The sequence below is a fragment of the Marinitenerispora sediminis genome (genome assembly GCF_003336425.1).
GTDB classification, from domain to species: Bacteria; Actinomycetota; Actinomycetes; order Streptosporangiales; family Streptosporangiaceae; genus Marinitenerispora; species Marinitenerispora sediminis.
The window spans coordinates 19,693-43,128 of record NZ_QEIO01000001.1 but is presented as its reverse complement, the minus strand read 5'-3'; the positions used below and the strand labels follow the sequence as shown (position 1 = coordinate 43,128).

The 23,436-nt window shown below is 70.7% G+C and carries 22 protein-coding genes and 1 riboswitch; of the genes, 7 read left to right on the top strand and 15 right to left on the bottom strand.

Translation table 11 applies throughout. From position 1 onward, the window contains the following. Positions 1-54: 54 nt before the first annotated feature. Both DEF28_RS00190 and DEF28_RS27365 read right to left on the bottom strand, forming a co-directional pair. Positions 55-294, bottom strand: coding sequence for a hypothetical protein (locus DEF28_RS00190; RefSeq protein WP_114397540.1), 240 nt, complete (start codon positions 292-294; stop codon positions 55-57). After that, positions 291-458 carry a hypothetical protein gene (locus DEF28_RS27365; protein ID WP_181874276.1) on the bottom strand — a complete coding sequence of 56 codons (168 nt, stop codon included), beginning with the start codon at positions 456-458 and terminating at the stop codon, positions 291-293. The genes DEF28_RS00190 and DEF28_RS27365 overlap by 4 nt, the downstream gene beginning before the upstream one ends. Before the next feature lie 380 nt (positions 459-838). Between DEF28_RS27365 and DEF28_RS00185 the strand changes: the two genes are divergently transcribed. After that, complete coding sequence (locus tag DEF28_RS00185; protein WP_114397539.1) at positions 839-2,071, top strand: helix-turn-helix domain-containing protein; 1,233 nt, start codon at positions 839-841, stop codon at positions 2,069-2,071. An 18-nt stretch (positions 2,072-2,089) separates the two neighbouring features. Continuing rightward, positions 2,090-2,626 (top strand): NUDIX domain-containing protein, encoded by a 537-nt coding sequence (locus DEF28_RS00180; RefSeq protein ID WP_114397538.1) that lies wholly within the window; start codon positions 2,090-2,092, stop codon positions 2,624-2,626. A gap of 513 nt (positions 2,627-3,139) precedes the next feature. Here DEF28_RS00180 and DEF28_RS00175 read toward each other — a convergent pair. From DEF28_RS00175 to DEF28_RS00125, 9 genes are all read right to left on the bottom strand, one after another. After that, positions 3,140-3,787: a hypothetical protein gene (locus DEF28_RS00175; protein WP_114397548.1), complete on the bottom strand. Its 648-nt coding sequence runs from the start codon at positions 3,785-3,787 to the stop codon at positions 3,140-3,142. Positions 3,788-3,862: 75 nt separating this feature from the next. Continuing rightward, complete coding sequence (locus tag DEF28_RS00170; RefSeq protein ID WP_233515001.1) at positions 3,863-4,321, bottom strand: N-6 DNA methylase; 459 nt, start codon at positions 4,319-4,321, stop codon at positions 3,863-3,865. A 37-nt stretch (positions 4,322-4,358) separates the two neighbouring features. Beyond that, entirely contained in the window at positions 4,359-5,966 is a 1,608-nt protein-coding gene (locus DEF28_RS00165; protein ID WP_114397537.1) for a DEAD/DEAH box helicase family protein, read from the bottom strand. A 302-nt stretch (positions 5,967-6,268) separates the two neighbouring features. Beyond that, the gene (locus tag DEF28_RS00155) at positions 6,269-7,930 is read right to left on the bottom strand and encodes a serine/threonine-protein kinase (protein ID WP_114446086.1); all 1,662 of its coding nucleotides are present in this window, start codon (positions 7,928-7,930) and stop codon (positions 6,269-6,271) included. A gap of 116 nt (positions 7,931-8,046) precedes the next feature. Continuing rightward, a complete protein-coding gene (locus tag DEF28_RS00150) occupies positions 8,047-9,843 on the bottom strand; it encodes a serine/threonine-protein kinase (RefSeq protein WP_233514996.1) in 1,797 nt (598 codons plus the stop codon). A 398-nt stretch (positions 9,844-10,241) separates the two neighbouring features. Further along, positions 10,242-10,592, bottom strand: coding sequence for a DMT family transporter (locus DEF28_RS00145; protein ID WP_114397534.1), 351 nt, complete (start codon positions 10,590-10,592; stop codon positions 10,242-10,244). Position 10,593: 1 nt separating this feature from the next. Beyond that, complete coding sequence (locus DEF28_RS00140; protein WP_114397533.1) at positions 10,594-10,908, bottom strand: DMT family transporter; 315 nt, start codon at positions 10,906-10,908, stop codon at positions 10,594-10,596. Between the two features lie 17 nt (positions 10,909-10,925). Continuing rightward, positions 10,926-10,990: riboswitch (guanidine-III (ykkC-III) riboswitch) on the bottom strand. 372 nt (positions 10,991-11,362) lie between these two features. Then, on the bottom strand, positions 11,363-11,485 hold the full coding sequence (locus DEF28_RS28735; RefSeq protein ID WP_258861879.1) for a hypothetical protein: 123 nt from the start codon (positions 11,483-11,485) through the stop codon (positions 11,363-11,365). A gap of 340 nt (positions 11,486-11,825) precedes the next feature. Next, positions 11,826-12,707 (bottom strand): MurR/RpiR family transcriptional regulator, encoded by an 882-nt coding sequence (locus DEF28_RS00125; RefSeq protein ID WP_114397532.1) that lies wholly within the window; start codon positions 12,705-12,707, stop codon positions 11,826-11,828. Between the two features lie 296 nt (positions 12,708-13,003). Between DEF28_RS00125 and argH the strand changes: the two genes are divergently transcribed. The 3 genes from argH (at position 13,004) to DEF28_RS00110 (ending at position 18,851) form a co-directional block, all read left to right on the top strand. Continuing rightward, complete coding sequence (gene argH, locus DEF28_RS00120) at positions 13,004-14,521, top strand: argininosuccinate lyase (protein WP_181874275.1); 1,518 nt, start codon at positions 13,004-13,006, stop codon at positions 14,519-14,521. Between the two features lie 376 nt (positions 14,522-14,897). Further along, entirely contained in the window at positions 14,898-16,319 is a 1,422-nt protein-coding gene (locus DEF28_RS00115) for a sodium:solute symporter family protein (RefSeq protein WP_114397530.1), read from the top strand. 372 nt (positions 16,320-16,691) lie between these two features. Further along, the gene (locus tag DEF28_RS00110) at positions 16,692-18,851 is read left to right on the top strand and encodes an NB-ARC domain-containing protein (RefSeq protein WP_158562733.1); all 2,160 of its coding nucleotides are present in this window, start codon (positions 16,692-16,694) and stop codon (positions 18,849-18,851) included. A 14-nt stretch (positions 18,852-18,865) separates the two neighbouring features. Here DEF28_RS00110 and DEF28_RS00105 read toward each other — a convergent pair whose 3' ends face one another. After that, complete coding sequence (locus DEF28_RS00105) at positions 18,866-20,137, bottom strand: hypothetical protein (protein ID WP_114397528.1); 1,272 nt, start codon at positions 20,135-20,137, stop codon at positions 18,866-18,868. Between the two features lie 144 nt (positions 20,138-20,281). On the opposite strand from DEF28_RS00105, the gene DEF28_RS27165 reads away from it, so the two are divergent. Both DEF28_RS27165 and DEF28_RS00100 read left to right on the top strand, forming a co-directional pair. Then, on the top strand, positions 20,282-20,767 hold the full coding sequence (locus DEF28_RS27165; RefSeq protein ID WP_147280101.1) for a hypothetical protein: 486 nt from the start codon (positions 20,282-20,284) through the stop codon (positions 20,765-20,767). A gap of 252 nt (positions 20,768-21,019) precedes the next feature. Further along, on the top strand, positions 21,020-21,274 hold the full coding sequence (locus tag DEF28_RS00100) for a hypothetical protein (RefSeq protein WP_114397527.1): 255 nt from the start codon (positions 21,020-21,022) through the stop codon (positions 21,272-21,274). 43 nt (positions 21,275-21,317) lie between these two features. On the opposite strand, the gene DEF28_RS00095 is transcribed toward DEF28_RS00100, so the two are convergent. The 3 genes from DEF28_RS00095 to DEF28_RS00085 are packed head-to-tail and all read right to left on the bottom strand — an operon-like array spanning position 21,318 to position 23,396. After that, the gene (locus DEF28_RS00095) at positions 21,318-22,019 is read right to left on the bottom strand and encodes a histidine phosphatase family protein (protein ID WP_199493052.1); all 702 of its coding nucleotides are present in this window, start codon (positions 22,017-22,019) and stop codon (positions 21,318-21,320) included. Further along, on the bottom strand, positions 21,913-23,082 hold the full coding sequence (locus tag DEF28_RS27160) for a zeta toxin family protein (protein ID WP_147281048.1): 1,170 nt from the start codon (positions 23,080-23,082) through the stop codon (positions 21,913-21,915). Before DEF28_RS27160 ends, DEF28_RS00095 begins: the two co-directional genes overlap by 107 nt. Continuing rightward, positions 23,082-23,396 carry a hypothetical protein gene (locus tag DEF28_RS00085; protein WP_114399829.1) on the bottom strand — a complete coding sequence of 105 codons (315 nt, stop codon included), beginning with the start codon at positions 23,394-23,396 and terminating at the stop codon, positions 23,082-23,084. The genes DEF28_RS27160 and DEF28_RS00085 overlap by 1 nt, the downstream gene beginning before the upstream one ends. Positions 23,397-23,436: the final 40 nt, after the last annotated feature.

Genomic DNA, 23,436 nt, shown 5'->3' with positions numbered 1-23,436 from the left:
GGTGGCTCCTCTCGAAGGTGCGAAGGTGTGGGAGCAAGGGGTCTTCGGTCGGCTTCACGGCGTCCCTCCGCGCTTGAGAGAGGCCGCAGGCTCTGCCGCCAGAAGCGCCGTCCGTGCATCGCTCACCGCCGTGGCGACGGCTTGCAGCCAGGCGAGCTGGCGGTCGTGGTCGCCGGCTCCGCGGATGAGGCGGACTTCAACGGCGTCGTCCAGATCCAAGGTGACGCGGCGTTCGTCCACCATGACGCCGACGGCGTCAGGGGTGACGCTGGTGATGACCAGGACGGTGCTCATCGGGCCACCACCACGTCGAGGTAGGGCCGCACATAGGAAGGGATCCCGGCTCCCTCGGCTCCCAGCGCGGCATCGAAGAGATCCAGGTCGTCGCTGGCGACCGTGATCCCGTGCCTCTCGTCCTCGGCCAGGAAGGGCAGCGCGCCGTCAAGCAGGCGCACCACCGGCCAGCGTTGGTGGCGTTCAGCGACTTCCGCGAACGCCGGATAGTACACAGGTCGACGGCTGAGGTAAGGGCGGGTACGGCAAGCACGCCGGGCATATGCGGCGTCCGGGTCTGTGGGAGGCCCGAGGCGATTGCTATATGCCTGGGGGACCGGCGCCGTGGACGGAGCCCGGTCCGTCCCTGGGTTGCTGATCTGGGAGCTCATGGTGCCCAGTTTTGAATTCGGGCCCGGAGGATTCGAGATAAAGGTTTAATGGATAATCGTTAAAGCGCTTGAAACCGCAGCTAGCCGTGCGGGGGTGTTGGGTGATCTGCCGGAATTGCGGCCGTGAGTGGGATTGCCGGTGTGTTCCGTCGGGCTTTTGGGAGCGGACGGATGTGGTCGCGGCCCTAACGCAGTGGGACCTGTCGGAGATCATCGTCCTGTTGCGCAGGTACAGCGACCTGTCGCAGTCCGCGCTCGCCCGGCTGACGGGGCTGTCGGTGGGGATGGTGTCCCTGGTGGAGAACGGGCGCTCTCAGGTACGCGACATCGTCAAGATTCGCACGGCGTTGCAAGGCTTGCGTGCTCCTCGAATGGTTCCCGAGACGCCTGAAATGAAAGCCCGCATGCCAACGGCGGCACCAGCGGGGAGTACACGTCAGAAGACGGGCGGCGCGACACCTTTCTCGGTCGACCTCTCGCCTCGCGCCGTGCGCAGCCGGTTGTCATCGGTCATGGAGATACCGGCGGAGGAAGCGGTTCGAGAGTTCCGCATCGTCGACCGGCAGACCAGCGGCCAACACGTGTACGCGGCCGCCATGGAGTACCTGCGCAGGAGGGTGGGGCCGCGGTTGGTGTCGGAACGCGGCTCGGCGGCGACGTTCACCACAGCGGCCGGGATGCTGGAGATGGCCGGCTGGATGGCACACGACGCCGGGCGCGATGACGTTGCCGACCAGCACTTCCGGCGGGCCCAGCACTTCGCCGAGGTTGGCGACGATTCGTCGTTGACGGCCCAAGTATGGGCAAGCCGCAGCCACCTGGCGCTCCACCACGGCCAGCTCCGCCAAGCCGCGGTCCTCGCCGAACGCGGCTATGAGGCGCTCGGAGGGGCCGACAGCGCTGCCCTGCGCGGTCGGCTGTTGGCGATGCGCGCCCGAAGCTACGCGGCGTTCGGCGACAAGACCGCCTGTCTACGGCTGCTGGGCCAGGCCGAACGACTTCTTACTGGAGGCATTGTCTCCTCGGTGTCCCGGTGGACGAGCCCATTCGACGAAGGATCGTTGGCCGGCGAGGCCGCACGCTGTCTGTACGATCTCAAAGACTTCGCTGCGGCACGGGCGTGTGCGCAGCGCGTCTTGGAGCTACGGGCGCCAGAGCGAGTGCGATCGAGGTCGCTGGCATCCCTCACGATCGCGCACAGCCTGATCGCCGCGGGAAACCTGGACGACGCGTGGGCGATCATGGAAGAGCTGAGTGACACTGTGACGACGTTGGGCTCAGACGTCGTCGTCAGAGAGTTCGCCGGCGTCGTCCATAGGTTGCCGAAGTCTCAGGCCACCGGGAGACTCGCTGCGACAGTGTCGCGCTTGCCCACCGGATACTTTGGGCCAGGCTTGATGCGTTGAGCGGGTAGGAGGCGGCGTATGCCGAGCGCTGGACAGGACTCCGACGAGCCGCTGTACGAGCGCGACCCACAAGCGTGGCACCGGTACCTAGCGGAGGGGAACCGGCGTCAGGCACGTAAGAGGGTTTCCGTCGAAGTCCTGATCCATGATGCCTCGGGCCGGATCCTTCTGGTGGACCCGTCCTACAAACCCGACTGGGACATACCCGGGGGGATGGTCGAAGCCAACGAGCCTCCGATCCGCGCGGCACAGCGTGAGCTCGCTGAAGAACTCGGCCTGACCGTTCCGATCGGTCGCCTGCTGTGCATCGACTGGTCCGCGCCGCACGGACCATGGGACGACCTTCTCACCTTCGTCTTCGAGGGCGGCCCCTTGACTTCGGAAGAGGCGAGTTCTCTGCGCTTTGTGGACGGTGAACTCATCAGTGCCGAGTTCTGCGACTACGCGGAAGCTCGGCGGCGGCTCCGGGACTATGTGTGGCGTCGTACATCGTCGGCACTTGAGGCGAAGAAGGTGGGAACCACGGTCCACACCCACAATGGAGCCAGAATATGACCGTGGGTGGTCAGTGAAACGCTAGCGCTGTACGGCAGCCGTCCCAGCGCAGACCTCGGATATGTCCGGACGAAGACTCAGATCTGCTTGTTCTAGCGGAGATCTGCCGCCCGATGATAAATCAGTCGAAACCGGGACTGATTACGGCACCCGTCTGGGGCTCCATCAGGTTGTCTTTGTGGTCATCCGTCTGACTGCCCATCTGGGGTCCGCTTTAGAGTGGATACTGCCTTGGACCGTAATCAGTGGCGAACCTCCGCCCCTACTGGTCCTCCTCATCCGCGGTAGAACCGGTCCAGGTCTGGACTTCGAGCGACGTACGAAACAGTAGCTACGCGGCCGGCGACGCGGCCTCAATGACGCCCGCGCCTGCCTTCTGCTGCACCGCGACCCGCGCGCACCTCGGGCGCTGGAGACCGGCCAACGCCCTGGTCTGCCGGGCCAGGACGTGATGCGTCTGGCGACTACCAGGGGGATCTTCAGACCTGGCGCCTGGACGATTGCACGGTTGTGTCAGTCCAGGCACTTGGCGATAGCCAGCGCGATGCGCTCGATCCAGTCGATGGCGTCAGCGACATCTGCCTCGGTAATCGCGCGACGCTGCTTGAGATCCTCCAGAAGATCGGCCTCGTGGGCAATCTGGTTGCGGCGCTCAGTTATGGACGTGTACACATCCTTCAGCGACTTTTCTGTCATCGAGGTGCGTCCGCGATGCCAGTCGTTGATATTCTGAGCGGCGGTTGCCCAGACGTTCACCTCTGTCACCAGCTTCAGCGCCTCGCTGATCTTGCGAGGGTTTTGAAGCGATGCGTTCATCCACTTTTTCCTCACATGCTCGGCCACAGCCTCGGCGAGGGGAGTGATTCCGCGGCGGACCTCCTCGACCTTGGCCAGTGGAAGCTCGAACCTGGTGAGCTGGTACGGCATATCGAGGTCGTCCTGGGCAGCGAGCTCAGCGACTCGACGATAGAGTTCCTCGTGAAACCAGTGGTCGATGGCACTGACGGCCTGCACCCACGCGGCGCGGTAGAAGTCCCCAATGTCGACCCCGCTAGGCTGAAGCCCCTCGAGGCTCTTGCCTGCCCTCACCATCTTCCGCGCATAGTCGATGTTGGTTCTGAACGACTGGAACTCCCGCGTACGCGGATACGGAATCGCCATGAACACCTCCGCCCTCCCCGAACGATCTCAAGACAGACTCTCGGGAAGGGCGGGCGAGGTCAAATTAATTGTGATTCAGATCGTTTCAGTCGGTGGGAGGTCATCCGCGTCCGCAGCGGTCTCGCCTCCGAGGGCCTCGGCGATCGCAGTGAACTCACCGAGTGCGGCCTGCAGGTCCGCCACGATCTCCTGTGCGATCACTTCAGGCGGGAGCAAGCTGTCAGCGTCATCGAGCGCCGGGTCCTTCATCCATGTGATGTCGAGGTTGACTTTGTCACGGGCGATGAGCTCGTCATAGTCGAAACACTTGAACCGCTCGGTCACCTCACGGGCGGTACGAGGCTCATCGGGTTTGTAGACCTTGACGAAGTCGTCCAGGTCGGAGCGGCGCAGCGGACGCTGCTTGAGAGTGAAGTGTTTACCAGTGCGGAGGTCGTAGACCCACAGCTTGGAGGTGTTGTGACTGCCCTTCGCCCTGGGCGGCTTCTTCTCGAAGAAGAGCACGTTCGCCTTGACACCGCCCGCGTAGAAGATGCCGGTCGGTAGGCGCAGGATCGTGTGCAGGTCGAACTCATCGAGCAGGCGTCTGGATTGTGCAGATGACCACCGACGAGGTGTCCTGGAGACCCGCCGCGCCGAGCCGGTCCACGTTGTAGATGTCGGAGAACGTGCGGCCGTCGTCAGGGGTGGTGAACGTGCGGAACTCGTCCCGCGCCTGGCGGCCCAGGTTGTTGCGGTCGACGAGGAAGAGAACCCGGCGTGCCTTGGCGTGCTTGAGCAGCCGGTAGGTCTGCGCCACAGCCATGTAGGTCTTTCCCGCGCCAGTCGCCATTTGGATCAGCGCCCTCGGCCTGTCCTCGCTGAGCGAGTGCTCCAGCTGGGCGATCGCGTCGAACTGTGCGAGACGCAGGCCGTTCTGTTCAAGCTTGGGCAGGCGGCGGAAGCCGGCCCGCAGCGTCGGGGAGCTCGGTTTCTCGTCCGCGCGCCGCATCCACGTCGCGACCGTCTCCGGGCGGTGGAAGAAGAACACCTCTCGGGAGCGGGGGGTGGGGTCCAATCGGTTGACGAAGTACGTCTCGGTCCCGGTTGTGGCGTAGCGGAAGGCGAACGGCTCGTCAGCGCGCCAGACTGCGAGGAGGTGTTCGCGGAGCACGCCGGCCGCATACCGGTCGTTCTGCTCCACCGCGGCGGACAGCGGGTCACCCTCCCGCTTGGCCTCCACCACCCCGACGATCGCGCCGTTGACGTAGAGCACATAGTCGGCGCGGCCGTTGGCGAGGGAGAACTCACGGACGGCCACCCCCTGCCCCGCTTGCGGGTTCAGCTCATCGCGGTCCTGGATGATCCAGCCGGCCTTGCGTAGCATCGCGTCGATGACCCCGCGCGTCTGTACCTCGTTGAGCGGTGCCGGACGCTGTGCGCGGTGGATGAACCCGTCACGGTGCTGGGCGTCGACCTTCTTCGGGTTCTTGCGGGCCGATTCATAGGCGGCGTGCTGGTGAGCGCGGAGCTCCTCGATCTGTGCGCTGAGCTGCTCGATCTGTTCGAGAAGATTGGCCTTGTGGGCGTCCGCGCTGGCGATGAGGTTCTCGGCCTCAGCGCGTGCGCGGCGCTCGGCATCGAGCGCGTCGTGGGACGCGGCGAGCCGGGTCCGGGCCTGGGTGAGCGCGTTGCGGTGGTGGTCGAGGGCCTCGCGTAGCTCCGCCAGCTCGGCGGGGTCCGTCACTAGTGCGGACTCGCCAGGGTCGGTCGGGGGGACGAACTCGGCCACGGTCCGCCGCCCATGCAGAGTGTCGCTGAACCACAGTCCAAGCCGATAGCAGACGCGAACCGCGGCCAGGGCCCGGCTGGTGTCGAACAGGTGCCGGTGTGCTGCCTGGTTTCGGTCACGGCGCAGCTGGTCGAAGCCGTCGCGGATGTCCTTGGCGAGGACCCCGGCCTTGGTGAGTGCGCGAAGCCGGTCGACCTGCCTGTCGCCGTCGATCCGCATGCCCAGATGCGAGATCAGCTCTTCGGCGAGTACCTCGCCGAACTGTCCGGACTGCACCAACGACGAGTTGGGGTTCGTGAAGACGGTGGCTTCGGCGGAGGCGCCGTACAGGGACAGCAGGGGATGGACCTGGAAGAGGGCCCCGAAGTTCGGTGAACCTTTCGCGAAGTCGCGCAGCCGGTCGTCCACGTCGTCTGGGCTCCCATCCCTGTCCGCATGTATGAGTGATCCAGCCTATGCAATTGCGGTGCCTGAAACGCCGGCCGCGTAAGGGATCGGGTCTGTGCTGGTGCTGACTCGTGTCGGATGTGAAGCAGGATCACCAACCTGGGAAGACGTCCGAGACAAGCCGAGAACCCGATACGACCTTGACGTCCACCCCGGCGGCCAGACTCAGCGACGCCGCACCGTGGCGCAGCCCGTGGAGTCCGGTCGGAGGCAGTTCTGAGCTGCCCTGCGTGTAGTGGGCCTTTCGCTCGGCACGCTGTCGCTCAGGTGCACTCCGCGTACTCGATGGTGAAGATGCCGATGGCGGCGTCGTAGCAGATTCCAACCGGGGGGAGCTCCTCGCCGTCAGTGGTTCGGCCCTGGAAGGCCAACAGGCCGCTTTCCGGGGCTCCAGGGATCGAGAGCGTGAACTCGTTGGTCTCCTGCCCCTGTGGCTCCTCCGGTGCGGGGGTGTAGCCGAACTGCGAGTCCGGGGTCAGCTCCTCGCCGTCGGCGACCACGTAGAGCGCGTCCTGGGTGAACCCGGGCGCCTCCGCCCGGACTCCCTGGGACTGCCCGTTGACGGTGAACTGGATCCCGTCGTCGGTGGGTTCCGGGCTATGGACAAAGACCTGCGTTGCGGCGAGGCCGCCGCCCAAGAGCGAGGTGAACAGTCCGACGTTCCCCTGCGCCGCGCCGACCTGGGCTGTCGCGCCGTCGTTGTTGCTTCCGCCGGAGACCTGGTCGACGGCGGCCTCGGGCGGGCCGTCCTCCCCGCCTGCGCTCTGGCCGCCCCCACCGTCGCTGTCCTCACCCGCCTGGTCACCGTCGTTCCCGTTGTCCGCCCCGCCGCCGTTGGCTCCGCCGTCGTTTCCCCCCTCCTGTTCGGACCCCTGTTCGGACAGCGTGTCCACCAGTACGGGGGCAGCGACGGCCCCGCCGCCGAGGAGCGCCAGGGCACCTACGACCGCGCCGGCGACCAGCAGGGGGCGGCGGCGCTGCTTCCGGGGCGGCTTCGGCGGCGCCGCCTCCATCCCGGTCCATTCCGCCTTGAGTAGCGTGGTGACCGCGCTCGCCGGATCCTGGCTGGGAGCGGCGCCCAGGGCGCGGGTGCTTCTCCACAACTGTTCGACGGCCTGGAGCGTCTGCCCCGCCGTTGGCCGGGCGGCCGGGTCCTTCGCCAGCGCCGCCTCCAGCAGCGGTCGGAGTTCGCCTGGCGTTCCCTCCAGGTCGGGGTCGGACCGCATCACCCGGTAGGCCAGCGCGTTCGGCGCGCCGGAACCGAACGGCTCTCGGCCGGTGGCGGCGAAGGCCACCAGCGCTCCCCAGGAGAAGATGTCGGACTGCTCGGTGACCTGGCCGCTGCCATACTGCTCCGGGCTCATCCAGCCGGCCGTGCCAACGACTCCGCCGGTGCGCGTGAGCGCGGTCTCCCCGACCGCGCGGGCGATCCCGAAGTCCAACACCTTGGGGCCCGACGGTCCCAGGATGACGTTGCCCGGCTTGAGGTCCCGGTGCACGATGCCCCGGCCGTGGATGGCATGCAGCGCCTCCACGAGGCCGGCGGCCAGCGCCAGGAGCTTCCCGCCGCTCAGCGCGCCGTTCGCGCGGACGTACTCGCGCAGCGTGGGCCCGGGGACGTACTCGGTGGCCAGCCAGGCAGTGGCGCTCTCAGTGTCGGCGCCGCGGAACGCTGGTACGCAGGGGCTGTGCACCCGCTGCACCAGGTCGACCTCGCGGGCGAACCGGGCCCGGAACTCGGGATCCGCGGCGAGCTCGTCGCGTACCACCTTCACCGCGACGTACTGGTCGCGCTGGTGGTCCTGGGCGGCGAACACGCTGCCCATCCCGCCGGCACCAATCCGGCCCACCACCGTGTAGGGGCCGATGTGTCCGGGGTCGTCGTCCAGTAGGGGGGCGAAGTGCGTGGGGGTTCCGTCAGTCATCGACCTGGTTCCGTGTCAGGGGGGCGGTGCGAGGTTGTTCGTGTGGTTCGACGCACGGCGTCGCGGTCCGATTCAGCCGCGTCTACCCGGTAACCCCGGACTGCCCCAGGGCCGGGTCACCCGCACGGCATCCCGCCGCCCTCGACGCCCCCGAGCGGCTGCTGGTCATGCCACTCGGAGCCCTCCTGGTAGCACACCCCGAACGCCCCGCGTTCCTGCTCCGTGAGGGTGTGCCCCCATAGCTCCTCGGGAGGCTCGTAGCGGAGATAGCGCATCTCGTACGCCGTGACCGGGTTGGCGGCCGGGTTATCGTTCTCCGGTGGGACATCGTGGATGGTGAGGGTGAACTCGGCGGTGGGCTGGCCGGCGTCGAGCGTGGTCAGGACTTCAGAGTCGGTGGACCGGTAGAACTTGTCCCAGTCCCGGTTGTAGAGGTTCTCCATGTCCTCCTGCTGCAGCCGGAATTCCATCACCTGGAAGTCCTGTGTGTGCAGCGTGTAGCTGCCCGTGTCGCGGAAGTACTCGGCGCTGCCGGTGAAGACGACGTTGCCGCCCTCGCGTACGGCGGAGGAGAAGCTGATGTGGAGCTGCGGTTCCGCCGCCCCGACAGTCGAATTGCCGTCGCTGTGTGCCTGCCGGGTGGCGACCTCGATGGTGTCCGGGGAGATGTTGCGCACCTGCACCGCGCCGACGGTGAAGTCGTCCTGGGAGTCGCTGGCGCGCAGGTTGGCGCCGCCCTGCTCCACCTCGGTGAGCTCGTCGCCGCCGGAGCCGCCGTCGCCAGCCTGCTCCCCACCGTTGTCGCCACCCTGCTGCTGCTCCCCGTTCCCGTTATCTGGAGCGCTCGCGGTGCGCTGCCAGGAGAGGGCGCCCATGCTCCCGATCAGCACCAGTGCGAGCGCCGACGCCACCGGTACCAGCACCTTGCGGTTGCGCCACCGGGAGCGTTTGGGCGGGGCGAGGCTGCTCCACAGGGTGGTGCTGTCCCCGGCGGCGCCAACCTCGGTCCAGCGTTCGTTGAGCAGGCTGGGGAGTACGCCGGTCGCCTCCTCGTTGGTGACCTGTGGGCGTCCCGCCCACATCGCGGTGACCGCGTCCAGTGCCTGGGCGGCGGTTGGGCGCCGGTCCGGGTCCTTCGCCAGTGCCGCGGCGACCAGTGGAAGCAGGTGCTCCGGGACTCCCGCAAGGTCGGGTCCGTGCTCCATGGTGCGGAACGCGAGCTCGTCCGGGGTGCCCGAGCCGAAGGGGCGCCGGCCCGTGGCCGCGTAGGCCACCAGTCCGCCCCACGCGAACATGTCCGACTGCGGGGCGGGGGCGGCACCCCGGTATTGCTCCGGGGCGAGCCACCCGGGGGTACCGAGGAGGCCGCCGGTGCGGGTGATCGCGGACTCCTCGACCGCGCGGGCGATCCCGAAGTCCAGCACCTTGGGCCCCGTCGGAGCGAGGATGACGTTGCCCGGCTTGAGGTCGCGGTGCACGATCCCGGCGGAGTGCACCACCTGCAGCGCCTCGGCGATCCCCGCGGCCAGCCCCAGCAGCATGTCGCCGGTCAGCGGACCGTTCTGTTGGATGTGCTTGTTCAGCGTCAGACCCGGCACGTACTCGATCCCCAGCCACGGGCGAGCGTCCTCGGTGTCGGCGTCGAGGAACGCCGGCACACAGGTGCCGGTCACCCGGCGCAGCAGGTCCACCTCGCGGGCGAAGCGCGCGCGGAACTCGGGGTCGGTGGCGTACTCGCGGTGCACCACCTTCAGCGCCAGCGGCGCGCCGCTGTTGTCGACGGCCGCATAGACGGCCCCCATCCCGCCCGAACCCAATCGCCCCACGACACGGTAGCTACCGATGTGGGTGGGGTCCCGGTCAGTGCGGGGAGCGAGGCCGGCGGCGGCGAACTCGTCTGGAGTGCTGTGCACGGGACTCTTCCTGGGGGAGCGGGATCAGGGGGCGAAGACGAACGAGCGCGCGGCTCCCGGACGGGTTCGGTGCGGGGCGAATCCGGCATCGGTCCTCACAGGCACGTCATGGTATTAAACCCGACGAAGCCGGACCGGAAGCGCTTCAGCCGGTCCCGGCCTCGTCGCGACGCCCCCTGTCGCGTTCGGCCCGATGCGCCCGCGCGTACGCCCTGGCCGTGAGCCGGGGGCATGCCCGGGCCGCTCTGTGCTCCGCATGCGCTCCTGAGTCGCCGGTGAGTCGAGCGCCCGCCGCCGGGGCCACCGGGCGGGCAACGGGTCCAAGGCGGCGGTGGCTTCGGCAGTTCCCCCGGGGCGGGGCGGCGGTACCGGGGTGCCGTCCGCGCCGCCCCGGTGCCTCACTTGGCGGCGGGTTCGGTATCCCGTTCCGACCTGCCGGGTACCAGCTTCAGGCCGACGACCGCGGCGATGATCCCGGTGAGGAAGACGATCTTGGCCGCCGAGACGCTCTCGCCGCCCGTGGCCATCGCGTAGAGCACGGTCAGCGCGGCGCCGATGCCGACCCAGACCGCGTAGGCGGTGCCGATGGGGATGTGCTTGGCGGCCCAGCCCAGGCCGGCCATGCTCGCCGTCAGGGCGACGAAGAACACCAGGGTCGGGACAAGGCGGGTGAACCCCTCGGACATGCCCAGGGCGGTGGCCCACACGGCCTCGAACACCGCGCTGACGACCAGGACGATCCAGGGCATGTCAGCTCACCGCCTTGAGGCCGATGATGGAGCCGACGAGCAGGAGCAGCAGCAGCGACTTGCTCCAGGTCGCGCGGTCCTGTCCGGTGCGGAATCCCCCCAGCACGGTCAGGGTGGCGCCGATGCCGACCCACACCGCGTAGGCGGTGCCGGTCGGCAGGGAGGTCATGGCCCAGGCCAGCCCCGTCATGCTCAGGACCAGCGATACGAGGAACAGGACAGCCGGGCGCCAGCGGGAAAAGCCGTGGGAGGCGGCGAGCGCCGAGGCCCACACCGCCTCCAGGACGCCGGAAACGATGAGGACGAACCACGCCATGGACAAGACCCCTCTCCAATGGCCGTCTTGTCGTGGTGCGGGTACGGCTCCCTCGTCCGCGGGCCCGTCCACCGGGCCCCGGTCGCAGCCTATGCCATCGCCTCCGCCCGGCGCTTCGGGGTGCGCCACCACCCTCCCCGCAGGCCCGCGCTGGCGTGGGTGAGCGGTTCGGTCCGGCCGAGTAGGCGGGCCGGGGTCAGTCCACGTGCGCCACCCGCGGCTCCGCACAGGGCGCCCCGGCGGGCGCACGGTCCTTCCCGCAGGTCCTCCTCGGTGTCGTGCGCATGCGAGGCGGGGCGGCGGGCGGCACACCGCTGGGGAACCAGCGCTTCCGGAACCGCCCGTGGTCCGCGATCCGGCGCCCGGACTGATGCGGCACCTCGACGTGCCGCGCTGAGCGCGGGCCCGGCGGGAGCTGCGGACTTCGGCCCGCACGGTGCGGTCGGGTAGCCGCTCAGACGTGCGGTGCCGTGGCCCGGATGCCGGCGGTCACCACGCTGATGATGAGCTCCGCGTCCGCGCGGGTGAACGGGCGCATGCCGCGGTTGATGATGAGGTGCATCGGGCCGGAGATCATCTCGCCGAGGAAGGAGCCGTCGACCGGCGGGAGCTCGCCCCGGGCGGCGGCGAGGCCATCGCCGTGCTGCTCGCCGCGCCCAATCTCGGCATCGTCATCGGCGGCACGTGCGCCGGATGGATCGCGGAGCGGTCCGGTCCGCGCTGCCCCTTCTTGGCGGCATCGCCGTCGGGACAGCGGCGACCTTCGCGGTGCTGGCGGGCGTGCCCGCGGCCAGCCGCTAGCCCGGCCTGGCGGCGGGCCCCGGCTCGGAGCCTGTGCCAGGAAGCCTGACCGCGGCTCCGCCGTGCCACGGGGCCGGGCGGGCTCCCGATGCGCTCCCCTCCGAGGTGGCGTGGCGCTACCGGCTGCCGCGACCGGTGATGCTGACGCGGAGCCGCTCGATGAGCTGGGTGCGCTGCGCGGCCTCCGCCGGGTGGAGCCGGGCCACCTCCAGCGTGAGCGCGTGGGCGAGGACCAGGGCGGCGAGTGTCTCGCTGGTGGTCGTCTCGACACTGGGCGGGGTGGTGAGCACGACGTCGGCGTGCCGGCGCAGTTCCCGGGTGAGCGTTTCGGTGATGGCGATCGAGTGGGCGCCGGTGCCGCGGGCGTGGTTGAGCAGGATGGGGACTTCTCGGAACAACCGCAGGGGCGCGAACACGACGATCGCCCAGTCCGCCCGCACCTCGGTGAGCGCGTCGGCCAGCTGCACGCCGGTGTCGTGCACGGCAGTGGCGTGCCGGCCCACGCGCGACAGGGACACCGCCAGGTGCTGGGCGACGGCGGCCGAGGGACCCGTGCCGAAGCAGAGCACATGGGCGGCTGCGTCGACCAGCTCGACGCACTGGCGCCACTGGTCCGGCGGAACGTGGGCGTTCAGCTGGTGGACCAGTCGCTCGCTGTCCGTGCGCACCTGGTCCAGCACGCTCAGCGCGGCCGGCGGTATCGCCTCGGTCCGGGCGGCGAGCTGGGTGGTCAGGTCACTGCGTCGCCGCAGGTGAGCGACCAGCGCGCGTTGGAGCTCCGGCAGCGAGCGGTAGCCCAGGGCGCGTACCGCCCGCAGGACGGTGGCGTCGCTGGTTTCGGTGAGGCGGCCGAGCGCGGCCGCCGAGGACACCACCGCCGTTTCCGGATTGTGGTGGACGAACTGCGCGACGAGGCGTTCGCTGCGGGTGAGCTCGCCGACGCGGGCGGCGAGCCGTTCGGTGAAGCTGGGACCATCCAACAGTTCTGTCGAGTTCACGACATTGATTATGAACCGAACTGTTGATCCCGCTACATTCCGATTGGCCAGCTCAGGTGACGGGCGTCACTTCACCGAGGGGACCGCGGACCGCCGCGGGCCCCGAACCGGGGCCGGGACGCGCGGCACGTGACGTGCCGGTCGCCGGCGGCGGGGTGGTCGGTGTTCCGACCGCCCACCGCGCCGCTCGCGCCGGGGCGGGCCGCACCGGCTGGCTGGGCACCGCCCGCGCACAGGCCGGTGCCCGTCATCCGAACGGTTCGGATGTCCGTACGTACTGCGAGGGGGGACCACCTGTGACCGGACGCTTGGAGAAGTCACCAGACGAGGTCGTCCGTCGGCTGATCATCGAACCCGGCCTTGAGCGAGATCTCGCCCACCACTTCGAGTACTTCCTCGATGTCAACACCGCACACCTGGTGATGCTGGTCGAGGCGGGCATCGTCGACGCCGGCACCGCGGCCAAGATCCAGGCCGCCACGGACGAGATGCGCCAGGCCGGCCCCCGCGCGCTGCGCATCGACCCGGCCCTGGAAGACCTGTACTTCAACATCGAGGCCAACCTCATGGCCAGGGTGGGCGCCGAGACCGGCGGGAAGCTGCACACGGCCCGGAGCCGCAACGACATGCTGGCCACCGTCGCCCGGCTCCGCCTGCGGAGCGAACTGGTCGAGGTGTGCCACCAACTCCTGACCCTGCGGCGCCGGCTGCTGGCACTCGCGGCCGAGCATGTCGAGACGGTCATCACCGGCTACACCCACCTGCAGGCCGCCGAACCCATCACCGTCGGCCACTACCTGTCGGCGGCGCTGCACACGCTGCAGCGCGACCACGCCCGGCTGAGGGCGTGCCTGGCCGACGTCAACTCCAGCCCTCTGGGGTCCGGTGCGTTGGCGTCCACGACCTTCGACATCGACCGCTCGGTCACCGCCGAGCTGCTCGGCTTCGAGACGGTCATGGGCAACTCACTGGACGGAGTCGCCTCCCGCGACTACATGGCCGACGTCCTCGGTGCGCTGGCGATCCTCACGAACAACCTCGGCCGGTTCGCACAGGACCTCTACGTGTGGGCCAGCGGCGAGTTCAACCTCGTGGAGGTGGACTCCTCCATCGCCGTCACCAGCAGCATCATGCCGCAGAAGAAGAACCCGGTGACCCTGGAGCACATCAAGGCGAAGGCGGCCCACCTGCAGGCCTGCTGGATCTCCTGCCTCGGTGCCCTGAAGAGCTCCGGGTACTCCCACTCCCGCGAATCCAGCGTGGAGTCGCTCCGCTTCGTCTGGGACGGGGTGGCCGAGGGCCGGGTCGCCGTGGAACTGTTCGAGCACACCGTCACGAGTCTGACGTTCAACACCGAGCTCGCGGGGGAGCGCGCCGCCGCCGACTTCAGCAGCGTCACCGAACTCGCCAACGAACTCGTCCGCCACCACGGACTGCCCTTCCGGACCGCTCACCACATCGTCGGCGCCGTGGTCGCCGACTGCCTCGCCAGCGGCAGGACCGCGCGTGACATCGATCCGGACGTGATCGCCGCCGCCTCCCTGCGGGTGCTCGGGCACCCCATCGACGTCTCGCCCGAGCTGGTCGCCCGCAGCCTCGCCCCGCTGAACAACGTCGCGGGCCGGACCGCCGAGGGCGGGCCCGCCCCACGCGAGGTGCACCGCCAACTCAGCCGGCTCAGCCACGTGCTCGACGAGGACGAGGCGCACCTCAGCAGCGTCGTCGCGGCGCGGCGGCAGGCCGCCGAGTCGCTGCGCGCGCGGGCGGCGGCGTTGGCGGCCGGGCGGGTCCACGACGACCGGACCAGGGCGTGACGTAGGCGCCCGGCACCGCACCTCCGACTTCGGCGCGTCTTCGTCCACAAGACGAAGCGCGGACGACGACCTCCCGGGTGACAACGGGCGGTGACACGTTCCGCGATGGGCGCGCGCCCAGACGATCCACGCCCCGGTAGGCGATCCCTGCCGGAGCCGCGGTTCCCCCAGGGCGACGGCAGTCCGGTGGCTGATCTGCCGATCGCCGGAACCGGATCCACCACCAGGCGGCAGCCAGTCCCTCCCCCGCGAGAGCGCGTTTCCGCGGCGGCCGCCGCCACGCAAGGTTCAGCCGCCAGCAGCTCGCGTAATCCCTACCGCCCATTCCATCGGCCCTGCTCGTCGGCCGGTAGCGTGCCGTACCCGGGAGACCGTCATGAACCAGCCCGTCCTGATCATCGCCGTCAACTCATTAGCGCTTCTGCTCACCGTGTGCTTCTCGCTGTGGATCAGCCGGCGGACGCGCACCGCGGAAGGCTGGTCGGTCGGCGGCCGCTCCCTTCCGCTGATCGTCGTCGTGCTCACCCAGTTCGCCACCGCCTCCGGCGGCGGCATGCTGGTGGCCCAGGTCGGCCTCGGCTACCAGTTCGGCTGGGGGGTCGTCACCTACGGCGTCTTCACCGCCGGAGGCGTCCTCGCCCTGCTGTTCATGGCCAGGTGGCTCCGCCAGCACGACTTCGTGAGCCTGCCGGACATCATCAAGAAGATCTACGGCGGCCACCGCGTCCTCATGACCGTGGTCACCCTGATGACCATGGTCGTCCCGTTCGGCTGGCTGTGCACCCAGCTCGTCGCGTTCGCCAACCTGTTCCACCAGCTGACGGGCGTCAACAGCACCGTCCTCGCCGTCGCGTTCGCCATCGTCGGCCTGCTCTTCGTCCTGCCCGGAGGCATGACCTCGGTCGCCTGGAGCGACGCCATCTTCGGCGCGTTCATGCTGCTCATGGCCTTCGTGGTCGGCTTCTACGCCCTGCACGCGGCCGGCGGCTGGTCCGAGGTCGCCGCCGCGGCCACCCCCGCACGTGTCGGCTGGGAGGGGTTCCTCGCCCCCGGCCTGCTGACCATCGGACTCTGGGCCATGTCGCTGACGCCCGGCACCATGACCAACCAGATGTACTTCCAGCGGATCTACGCCGCCAACACCCTGCGCACGGTGGTCTGGTCGTTGATCGGGACCGCGGCACTGCTCCTGGGAACCAAGGTCTACGCCTCCGTCCTGGGCATGTCGGCGTTCGCGCTGAACCCGCGGCTCGGCAACCCCGAGGACGCGGCGGGAACCATCATCGCCGGGATGCCGCTGATCCTCAGCGTCGCCTACTCGGCCTTCATCTGCCAGACCCTGCTGTCCACGGTCACCAGCGCCGTGCAGTCGGTGGTCGTCAACATCACGCAGGACATCTACAAGAACTACACCACCCGCGACGTCACCTCGCGGGACATCCTCAAGCTGTCCCGGATCCTTTCCGCCGTCGTCCTGGCGGTGGCGCTCGTCCTGTCCCTGGCCTTCCCGTCCGCCCTGGACTGGATCGTGTCCTCCTACGCCTACTCCGCCGTGGGGCTGTTCTTCCCCGTGTTCCTCGGCTTCGTCCTGCGCCGGACCAACCTCGTCGGGCCCTACACCGGGATCGCCGGAGTCGTCGCCGGCGTCCTCGTCGCAGGCGTCACGCAGGCACTCGGCACCAACATCCCCTACGTGGCCTACGGACTCGCCGCCTCCGCGGCGGCCATGCTCGTCACCGGCTGGCTGACGCGCTCCCGTGAACGCGTGGGGCAGGATGGCGCCGTTCCCGTCGGTTGACGCGGAGATCGGCGGGCCACCACCAACACGATCGGGGCGCCTGATGAGGCCCGGACCGGGCGGGCGGCCCAGGCCCGCCCGGACTTCCCGATGAGGCAAGACCGGCGAGACCCGGCGATAACGCCCCCGGGCCACCGGTGCCGCCGCACCGGTGGCCCAGCCGCAGCACCTCCTATTCCGGGCGGAGCGGCGGCCGCCGCTCCGCCCGCGGAGCCGCTCCCCAGGGGCGGACCCCTGCGGCGGACGGCGGCACCCGCATTCGGGCGGCCCGGCCCACCGCGGGCCGCCGGCGCGACCACACGCGGCCAGACCGCTCCGGTCCGTGACCTGCCGACTGGTGGCGCCCCGGAATCTGGGCCAAGATGGAGCGCCGTGAGCGCAAACTCCTTCGGCGGGCAGGTCTCGGGAACACTCATCCAGATCGGCACGCTCAGCGGTTCCGTCGAACTGGGACAGCGGGAGCGCAGGACGGTCCGGCTGCTCCCCGCGGTCACCTCCGTGTTCCAGAACCGGGCCGCCGAGTTCGCCGAGCTCGACGCCTGGGCCGAGCAGGCCGCGGCAGGCGGCAGCAGGCTGTGGAACATCACCGGGGCGTCCGGTATCGGGAAGACCACGCTCGCCCTCACCTGGATCAACGAGAACCGGCACCGGTTCGACCACGCCCAGATCGCGATCGAGTGCGGAGGCGGCCCCGGTGACGGCCGCGGCCGCGCGGTCGACGAGGTGTGCGACCGGTACTTCGCGCTGACCGGCCTCGCGACCGACGGGCACGCCCTGGGCACACCGGCCGCGAAGATCGAGCTGTTCCGCGCCCGGATCGAGGAGCGCCCGGTGGTGCTCCTCCTGGACGACGTCCAGTCCGCGGCGCAGGTCCGTCCCTTCCTGTCCAACCTCCCCGGCCTGCACGTCATCGCCACCAGCCGCGCGCCGCTGGCCGGCCTCGCGCAGTGCCGGCCGCGCCGCCTGGCGCTGCCGCCGCTGGCGGACGACGCCCTCGTGGAGCTCTTCGTCGGCATCCTGGGCGCGGAGCGCACGGCGGCGGAACCCGCGGCGTTCGCCGAACTCGTCCGCACGTGCCAGGGAGTCCCCCTGGTCGCCAGCCACGCCGCCGGCCTGCTGCACGACCGGCCGGAGCTGCCGATCGGCGAGCTCGTGGACCGGATGGCCGAACACGGCCGCTTGGCCGCGCTGGAGGACGGGAACGACGACACCATGGTCCGCCCCTCCTCGGTGTTCGACATCTCCTACGCCGAGCTCAGCCCGTGGGCGGCCGAGATCTACCGGGCGATCGGGCTGCACCCGACCCGGGACTTCGACGCCGGGCTGGTCCCGGCCCTGTTCCAGGAGGCCCCCACGGAGGCCGCGGCGGGGCTGCGGGAACTGCACCGGCGCGGCCTGGTCAGGTCCGACCGCCGCGGCCGCCTCCTCATGGACGACCTCACCTACGAACACGCCACGACGCGGGCCCTGCGCGCCACCGGCCCCGGCGAACGCGAGCGGCTGCGCGGCCGGATCGCCGACTACTACCTGCGCGGCGCCGTCGCGGCGGACTCCCACCTGTCCCAGCGGTGGCGGCTTAGCCCGCTCTACGAGGAGCAGCCGCCGTCCGCGCTGCCGGACTTCGCCGCGGCCCTGCGGCACACCCCTGACGCGGAGCGGCGCCCGGACGGTCCGCCGACACCCGCGGAGTGGATCGGCGACAACCTCGCCGCCATCATGGCCTGCATGGAGCGCTCCGGCCGCGTGTGGGACGGCAGCCGCCCCGCCCCCGGCTACCGGTGGCAGATGGCCGAGGCCACCAACGCCTACTTCACCGCCCACGGGCGCGGCGACGAGCGCGCGACCGTGCTGGCCTGGGCCGAGGCGGACGCGCGGGCGTGCGCGGACCCCGACGCCGAGGCGCGCGTCCAGGCGCAGTGGGGCGAGATGCTGCTCGGCCGAGGCCGCGTCGAGGAGGCGGCCGCGCGGTTCCGGCTCTCGCTGGCCGCGGCCGAGGCGGGCACCGAGCGGCGCGGGGTGGGGGCCGCGCTGGAGTGGCTGGGCATCACCGAGCGCCGCCGCGGAGCGGCCGGGCGGGCACTGGAGTACTTCGACCGGTCGCTGCCGTTCCTCGACCCCGCGCGGACCCGCAGCCGCGCCCTGCACCACATGCACCGGGCCGACGCGCTCGCCGTGCTCGGCGACCGGCCCGCGGCCCTGGAGAGTTACGCCCGCGCCATGGCGGCGTTCGACGAGCTGGCCGCCGAGGGGCGGCGGGACCACGCCAACGAGGGCAAGGTCCTCATGGGGCAGGGCGAACTGCTGGCGGCGGACGAACTGCGGCAGGCGCGGGCCTTGTTCGAGGAGGCGCTGCCGCGCTTCCGCGCGGCCGGCCGCCCGTACCAGGAGGCCAAGGCGCTGGAGGCGCTCGGCGACCTCGCGGACGGCGCGGACGCGGACCGGTACTGGCGGGAGGCGCTCGACCGGTATCAGGGAAACGGCCACGAGGCGGCGGCGGAGCGCGTCCGCGGCAAACTGCGGCCGGCAGCGTGACCCGGTGATCGGTGTCAGCGGACGGTGGCGCGGAACCGGGCCGCGACCGTGCGCTCCGGCGACAGGCGGAGCAGCAGGGGAGTCAACGCCGCGATGTCGTCCAGCGCGTCCTTGGCGGTGAGGATCCGCTCAGCGAGGACGGAGAACACCAGCTCCGCGTCGGCGGGGTGTGCGACCGGGTCGAGGAGGAGCGACGCCGTCCGGCCGTCGCGGGAGCGGATCCGGGCGCTCGCGGTGTCGTGCACGACGGTGAGCTGGACCCCGAGGCGGTGCTCGAAGACCGCCGCCGACCAGCTCTCCTCGTCGGCGGGCAGCGCTGTGACGGGGACGCGCATGATGTCGGCCAGCCCGGCCAGCCGGTGGTCGAGCTCCTCGTCGGAGACCACGAGCACTCCCGCGTGGGGGGACGGCGGGGCCGGGAGCGCGCCTGCGACGGCGGCCGGGGTCCGGCGTACGGCGAACTCGCCGGGTCCGCCCCCGGCGACCGGTTCGACGTAGGTCCACAGCGAGGTCGGCGGCGCGTCGTCGATCCGCGGGGCGGGGACCGCGAGCAGCACCGGCTCGGTCTCAGGCGGCGGGGCGCCCATGATGCGGTAGGACTCCGCCCGGATCAGGCGCAGCGAGCGGCCCGGCGCGGAGCTGACCCAGGAGGCGGCGACCGCCTGCGTGCGCTCACGCAGCTCCTCGGCCCGCCGCAGCTGCGGGAGGATGGCGGCGAACGGCTCCAGCGTGGCGGCGGCGTCGAACAACCTGCTGAGGCCGGACCGGGGATCGAGCGAGGAGCGGGCGCCCTTCTCCAGGAGCACCGGCCGGCCCGCGGCGGCGGCGTACATGCTGACGGACCCGTGGTCGGAGACGACCCAGTCGGCGGCGACGACGGCGGCCCGCCAGCCCTCGTCCGGCGGCAGCAGGATCAGGCCGGCCCGCAGCGCGTCGGAGAGCCACGACTCGATCTGGAGCCGGCTGTGGGAGGCCCAGACGTTGGGGTGCAGCACCAGGGCGACCCGGAACTCGTCATGCGGGAGCTGTGCGAGCAGCCGGGGTACCAGCGTCGGGTCGAGCCCGAAGAGGGAGTCCGCCTTCCACGTCGAACTGACGGTGATGAGCCGCTGCCCGGGACGCAGACGGAAGGCGCTCCGGTAGTGCAGCCGGCGGGGGAGGCTCGCGAGAACGCGGTCGTAGCAGGGATCACCCGCGACGAACGCGCGGGGGAGGGCGTCGGGACAGCCCTCGGCGAGCCGGTCGAGCTGCTCGGGGTGCGAGAGCGCGATCGCCGCCGGAACCACGCGGCCGTCGTGTTTGAGCGTGCTGTCGGAGAGCCCGAAGGCCCCTGTTCCCTGTTCCCTGTTCCCTGTTCCCTGTTCCCTGTTCCCTGTTCCCTGTTCCCTGTTCCCTGTTCCCTGTTCCCAGCGTTTATTGTATCCGTTTCCGTGCGGGAGGCGCAGGACCGGGGAATTCAATTCGTGGAGATTGTCGCCGAGACTCGCCGCGACAGCGATGTCGAAATCCATTTCTGTCGCCTGTTTCCACGTCAGGCTGCGGAATCCCCGCGCGCCCAGATATTCCTCGACACCGGCGGAGAACACGGCATTGGTGGTCTGGACGCAGAAGAGCTGGACCCTCTGGTCATGGAAGGCCGGGAGCACGTCGGCGATGCGGGTGGCCGCGGTGACGCTGTGGATGACGACCAGCACCCGAAGCGAGGTCCGAGCCGTTCGCCATCCCGGCTGGACGGCGAGCACGCCGTCGCCCGCCGGCCCGGGGCCTGTCACCTTGTCCGTCACAAGCCGGACAGCATACTGCGCACCGCCATAACGCAACAAAGGGTGCCACGATCGGCGGAACGGCAGGCGGCTCAGGAACAGGAAGCCGCCGTCCATTGCTCCAGGGGACGGGAGCAGCGGTACGCCGCCTGAGCATGGGCATCGGCTGCCGGAGCGCCGGCGGGGCCTGCGCGAACGCGCCGCGGAGACCGGTCACGCGGTGGTGGTGACCGCCGCGCTGGGAGATCCCGGCGTGGAGGGCCGACCGAAGGGCGTCCGCTGGCCGCTCCGGCTTCGGCGGCGGATCCTCGCGGGCTCCGCGAGCGCCCGCAGGGCTGGGCCGAGGAGCACCCGGATGGGCCGGCCTACGTCTCGTGGCTGCGCATCGCGGTCGGCGGAGCGAGCATGGACACCGCCCGGGCGCTGGTGGTCGGCCCGTTCCCCGCTGAGTCGGACGTCGCCATCCTCCTCGACGGCAGCAACCGCAGGACCATCGCGCGGCTGCGCTTCAACGGCAAGTCGAGGACGTACCCCGGCCTTTTCGACGCGGACAAGAATTCGACGCGGACAAGAACGAGACCCGCTACCTCATCGAATCTGGACGGCATCCACCAGCACGCCGAAGCGATCCGCGCCTCGGTGCGTTATCACCTGGCGTAGCAGCGGGACTCGGCCGCGGGGGGCGCCGCGCTGGCCAAGACGGTCAGCCCGCCAGGTGGCCGACCTCGTCGTCGTCCACCAGCCGGGAGGTGAACCGGTCCTGGAACACCCAGCGGGTGACGGCGGCGTTGCGGGCCGGGGGAGTCGCGTGCATGGCCGCCTCGTCCAGGCCGTCGATGACGGTCCGCAGGAGCAGGAGGGTCGCGTCGTGGGCGACCACGAGGACCCGTTCGCCGGCGTGGCGGCCGTGGAGGTCGGTGAGGAGGCTGCGGGTGCGCAGTGCGACGTCGGCCCAGGACTCGCCGCCGGGCGCGCGGTAGTACAGTTCGCCGGTTCTCGCCCGGCGCTCGGCCTCCTCCGGGAAGCGGCGGCGGATCTGGGCCGGGGTGAGGAGTTCCAGGACGCCCATCTCCCGGTCGCGCAGGCGCTCGTCCACGTACAGCGGGAGGTCGAGGCGGGCCGCGGCCAACGCGGTCCGGGCGGTCTGGCCGGCGCGGACGTAGGGGGAGACGACGACGGCTCCGGGGCGGCCGGCGGCGGGGAGGCGGGCCAGCCAGTTCTCGCCGAGGCGGCGGGCCTGTTTCTCGCCACGGCCGGAGAGCGGGACGTCGGCGTCCCGCGCGGGCAGGCCCTGCGGGTCATGGCCGTGCGCCTCCGCCTCGGCGAAGGCGGCGTTGGCCAGGCTCTCGCCGTGCCGTACTACGGTGAGTTCGGCCAGGAACGGCAGGTCGCGCGTGCTGGGCAACGGGTGGTTTCCTTCCGGTTCGGCGCTGCTGCGGGCCGAGGCGGTGCTGCGGGGGATCGGACGCCGGGCCCGGGGGCCGTTCCGCGCCCTTTCCGGCGGGGGGGGACGGGCCTTGGTCGGCCGCCGGGCGGCCTGCGCCAGACCGAAGGCGGGGGTGGGCGGCCGGGCCGGTACGGCGGTGCCCGCCCGGCCGGTGCAGGTACGGCCGCGCCAGGCCGTCGATCTCGTCCAGCTCCGCAGCCGTTCCGGGAGGCCGCGCGCCTTCGTCCGCAGGGCCGCCTGACGGGTCTGGAACCGGAGCGTCTCGTCCTTCCGTCCAGGGGCGGGAGCGTTCGGCGGCCAGCGCGGCGCTCGGACCGGTCCCATCGTCGTGCAGCCGGCTGGGGTGGACGCCCTCGGCGCTGCGCCGCAGGATGAAGAGGTGGTCGACCGTTACCCGGCGGTCCTCGACGGCCAGGGCGGCGCGGGCGACCCCCGCGTAGCACTCGTCGTGGACCTCCGGTGGCACATGACGGCCGTGCCCCAGGCGTTCGTACTGGTCGAGGAACCTGCCCAGGGCGCCCTGCCTGCTGACCGCCTCCGGAACGCCCATGAGGACGAGGTGGGTCTCGTTGCCGCGCGGGCTGAAGTGGCCGACGATGTCCTCGAACTCGGCCGGGGTCCGCATGGCCGATTCGATGATGACGTCGCGCCCCCGGGCCGCCGCGTACTCCTGTGCCTGCCGCCACCAGCGCAGGCCGTCCGGCCACGGGTGCGCGCTCGCGTTGCCGGGATCGTCGCGCCGCAGCGAGTAGTAGTCCGGATGGTGCGGGTTGAGGTCGTCCATGGTGATGTGGAGGACCCCGCCGCGCCGGTTCAGTGTGCTGGTGATGGCGTCGGCGACCTGGGTCTTCCCCGCTCCGGTGGCGCCGCCCACGATGACGAGGATGATGACGAGGATGATGACGAGGATGGGGACGCGCTGGCGCGGCCGGCCGGCCAGGTGGTCCGGGACGATCTCGTCCCGGAAGATCCGCGCGTTCTCCTCCTCGGGGAGCGTGTACGGGCCGGGCGTCGCGTCCACTACGCCCGGGCTTCCGCGTCGCGGATGAAGCGCAGGACCTCCTCGGTCGACCGGCGGACGCGGGCGGTGTCGTCAAGCCGTACGTCACGAAGCACGTCGGCGAACGACCGGCGCCGCCGCCCCAGCTCTTCCGCGCGGCGGGTGTCCCCGGCCGCCTCGGCCGCGCGGGCGAGGCGGGCGCACAGGCCGATCGCCTCGCGCAGCAGGTCGCGCAGCGTCTCGTAGTCCGACTCGGCGCGCTCGTCGGACGAGACCGCCGCCGCGCCGCCGAGCAGTCGCTCCAGGTCGGCATCGCGCCCCGGCTGTGCTTCCATACCGCCACCCTAGTCCGGCGCCGGTTCCGGGGCGCGGACG

What these genes read in the sequence shown, in the direction of transcription:
- DEF28_RS00190 (WP_114397540.1), bottom strand. Translation starts at nt 294, where the DNA reads ATGAGCACCGTCCTGGTCATCACCAGCGTCACCCCTGACGCCGTCGGC.
- DEF28_RS00180 (WP_114397538.1), top strand. Translation starts at nt 2,090, where the DNA reads ATGCCGAGCGCTGGACAGGACTCCGACGAGCCGCTGTACGAGCGCGAC.
- DEF28_RS00175 (WP_114397548.1), bottom strand. Translation starts at nt 3,787, where the DNA reads ATGGCGATTCCGTATCCGCGTACGCGGGAGTTCCAGTCGTTCAGAACC.
- DEF28_RS00155 (WP_114446086.1), bottom strand. Translation starts at nt 7,930, where the DNA reads ATGACTGACGGAACCCCCACGCACTTCGCCCCCCTACTGGACGACGAC.
- DEF28_RS00145 (WP_114397534.1), bottom strand. Translation starts at nt 10,592, where the DNA reads ATGCCCTGGATCGTCCTGGTCGTCAGCGCGGTGTTCGAGGCCGTGTGG.
- DEF28_RS00140 (WP_114397533.1), bottom strand. Translation starts at nt 10,908, where the DNA reads ATGGCGTGGTTCGTCCTCATCGTTTCCGGCGTCCTGGAGGCGGTGTGG.
- DEF28_RS28735 (WP_258861879.1), bottom strand. Translation starts at nt 11,485, where the DNA reads ATGATCTCCGGCCCGATGCACCTCATCATCAACCGCGGCATGCGCCCG.
- DEF28_RS00115 (WP_114397530.1), top strand. Translation starts at nt 14,898, where the DNA reads ATGAACCAGCCCGTCCTGATCATCGCCGTCAACTCATTAGCGCTTCTG.
- DEF28_RS00100 (WP_114397527.1), top strand. Translation starts at nt 21,020, where the DNA reads ATGGACACCGCCCGGGCGCTGGTGGTCGGCCCGTTCCCCGCTGAGTCG.
- DEF28_RS00085 (WP_114399829.1), bottom strand. Translation starts at nt 23,396, where the DNA reads ATGGAAGCACAGCCGGGGCGCGATGCCGACCTGGAGCGACTGCTCGGC.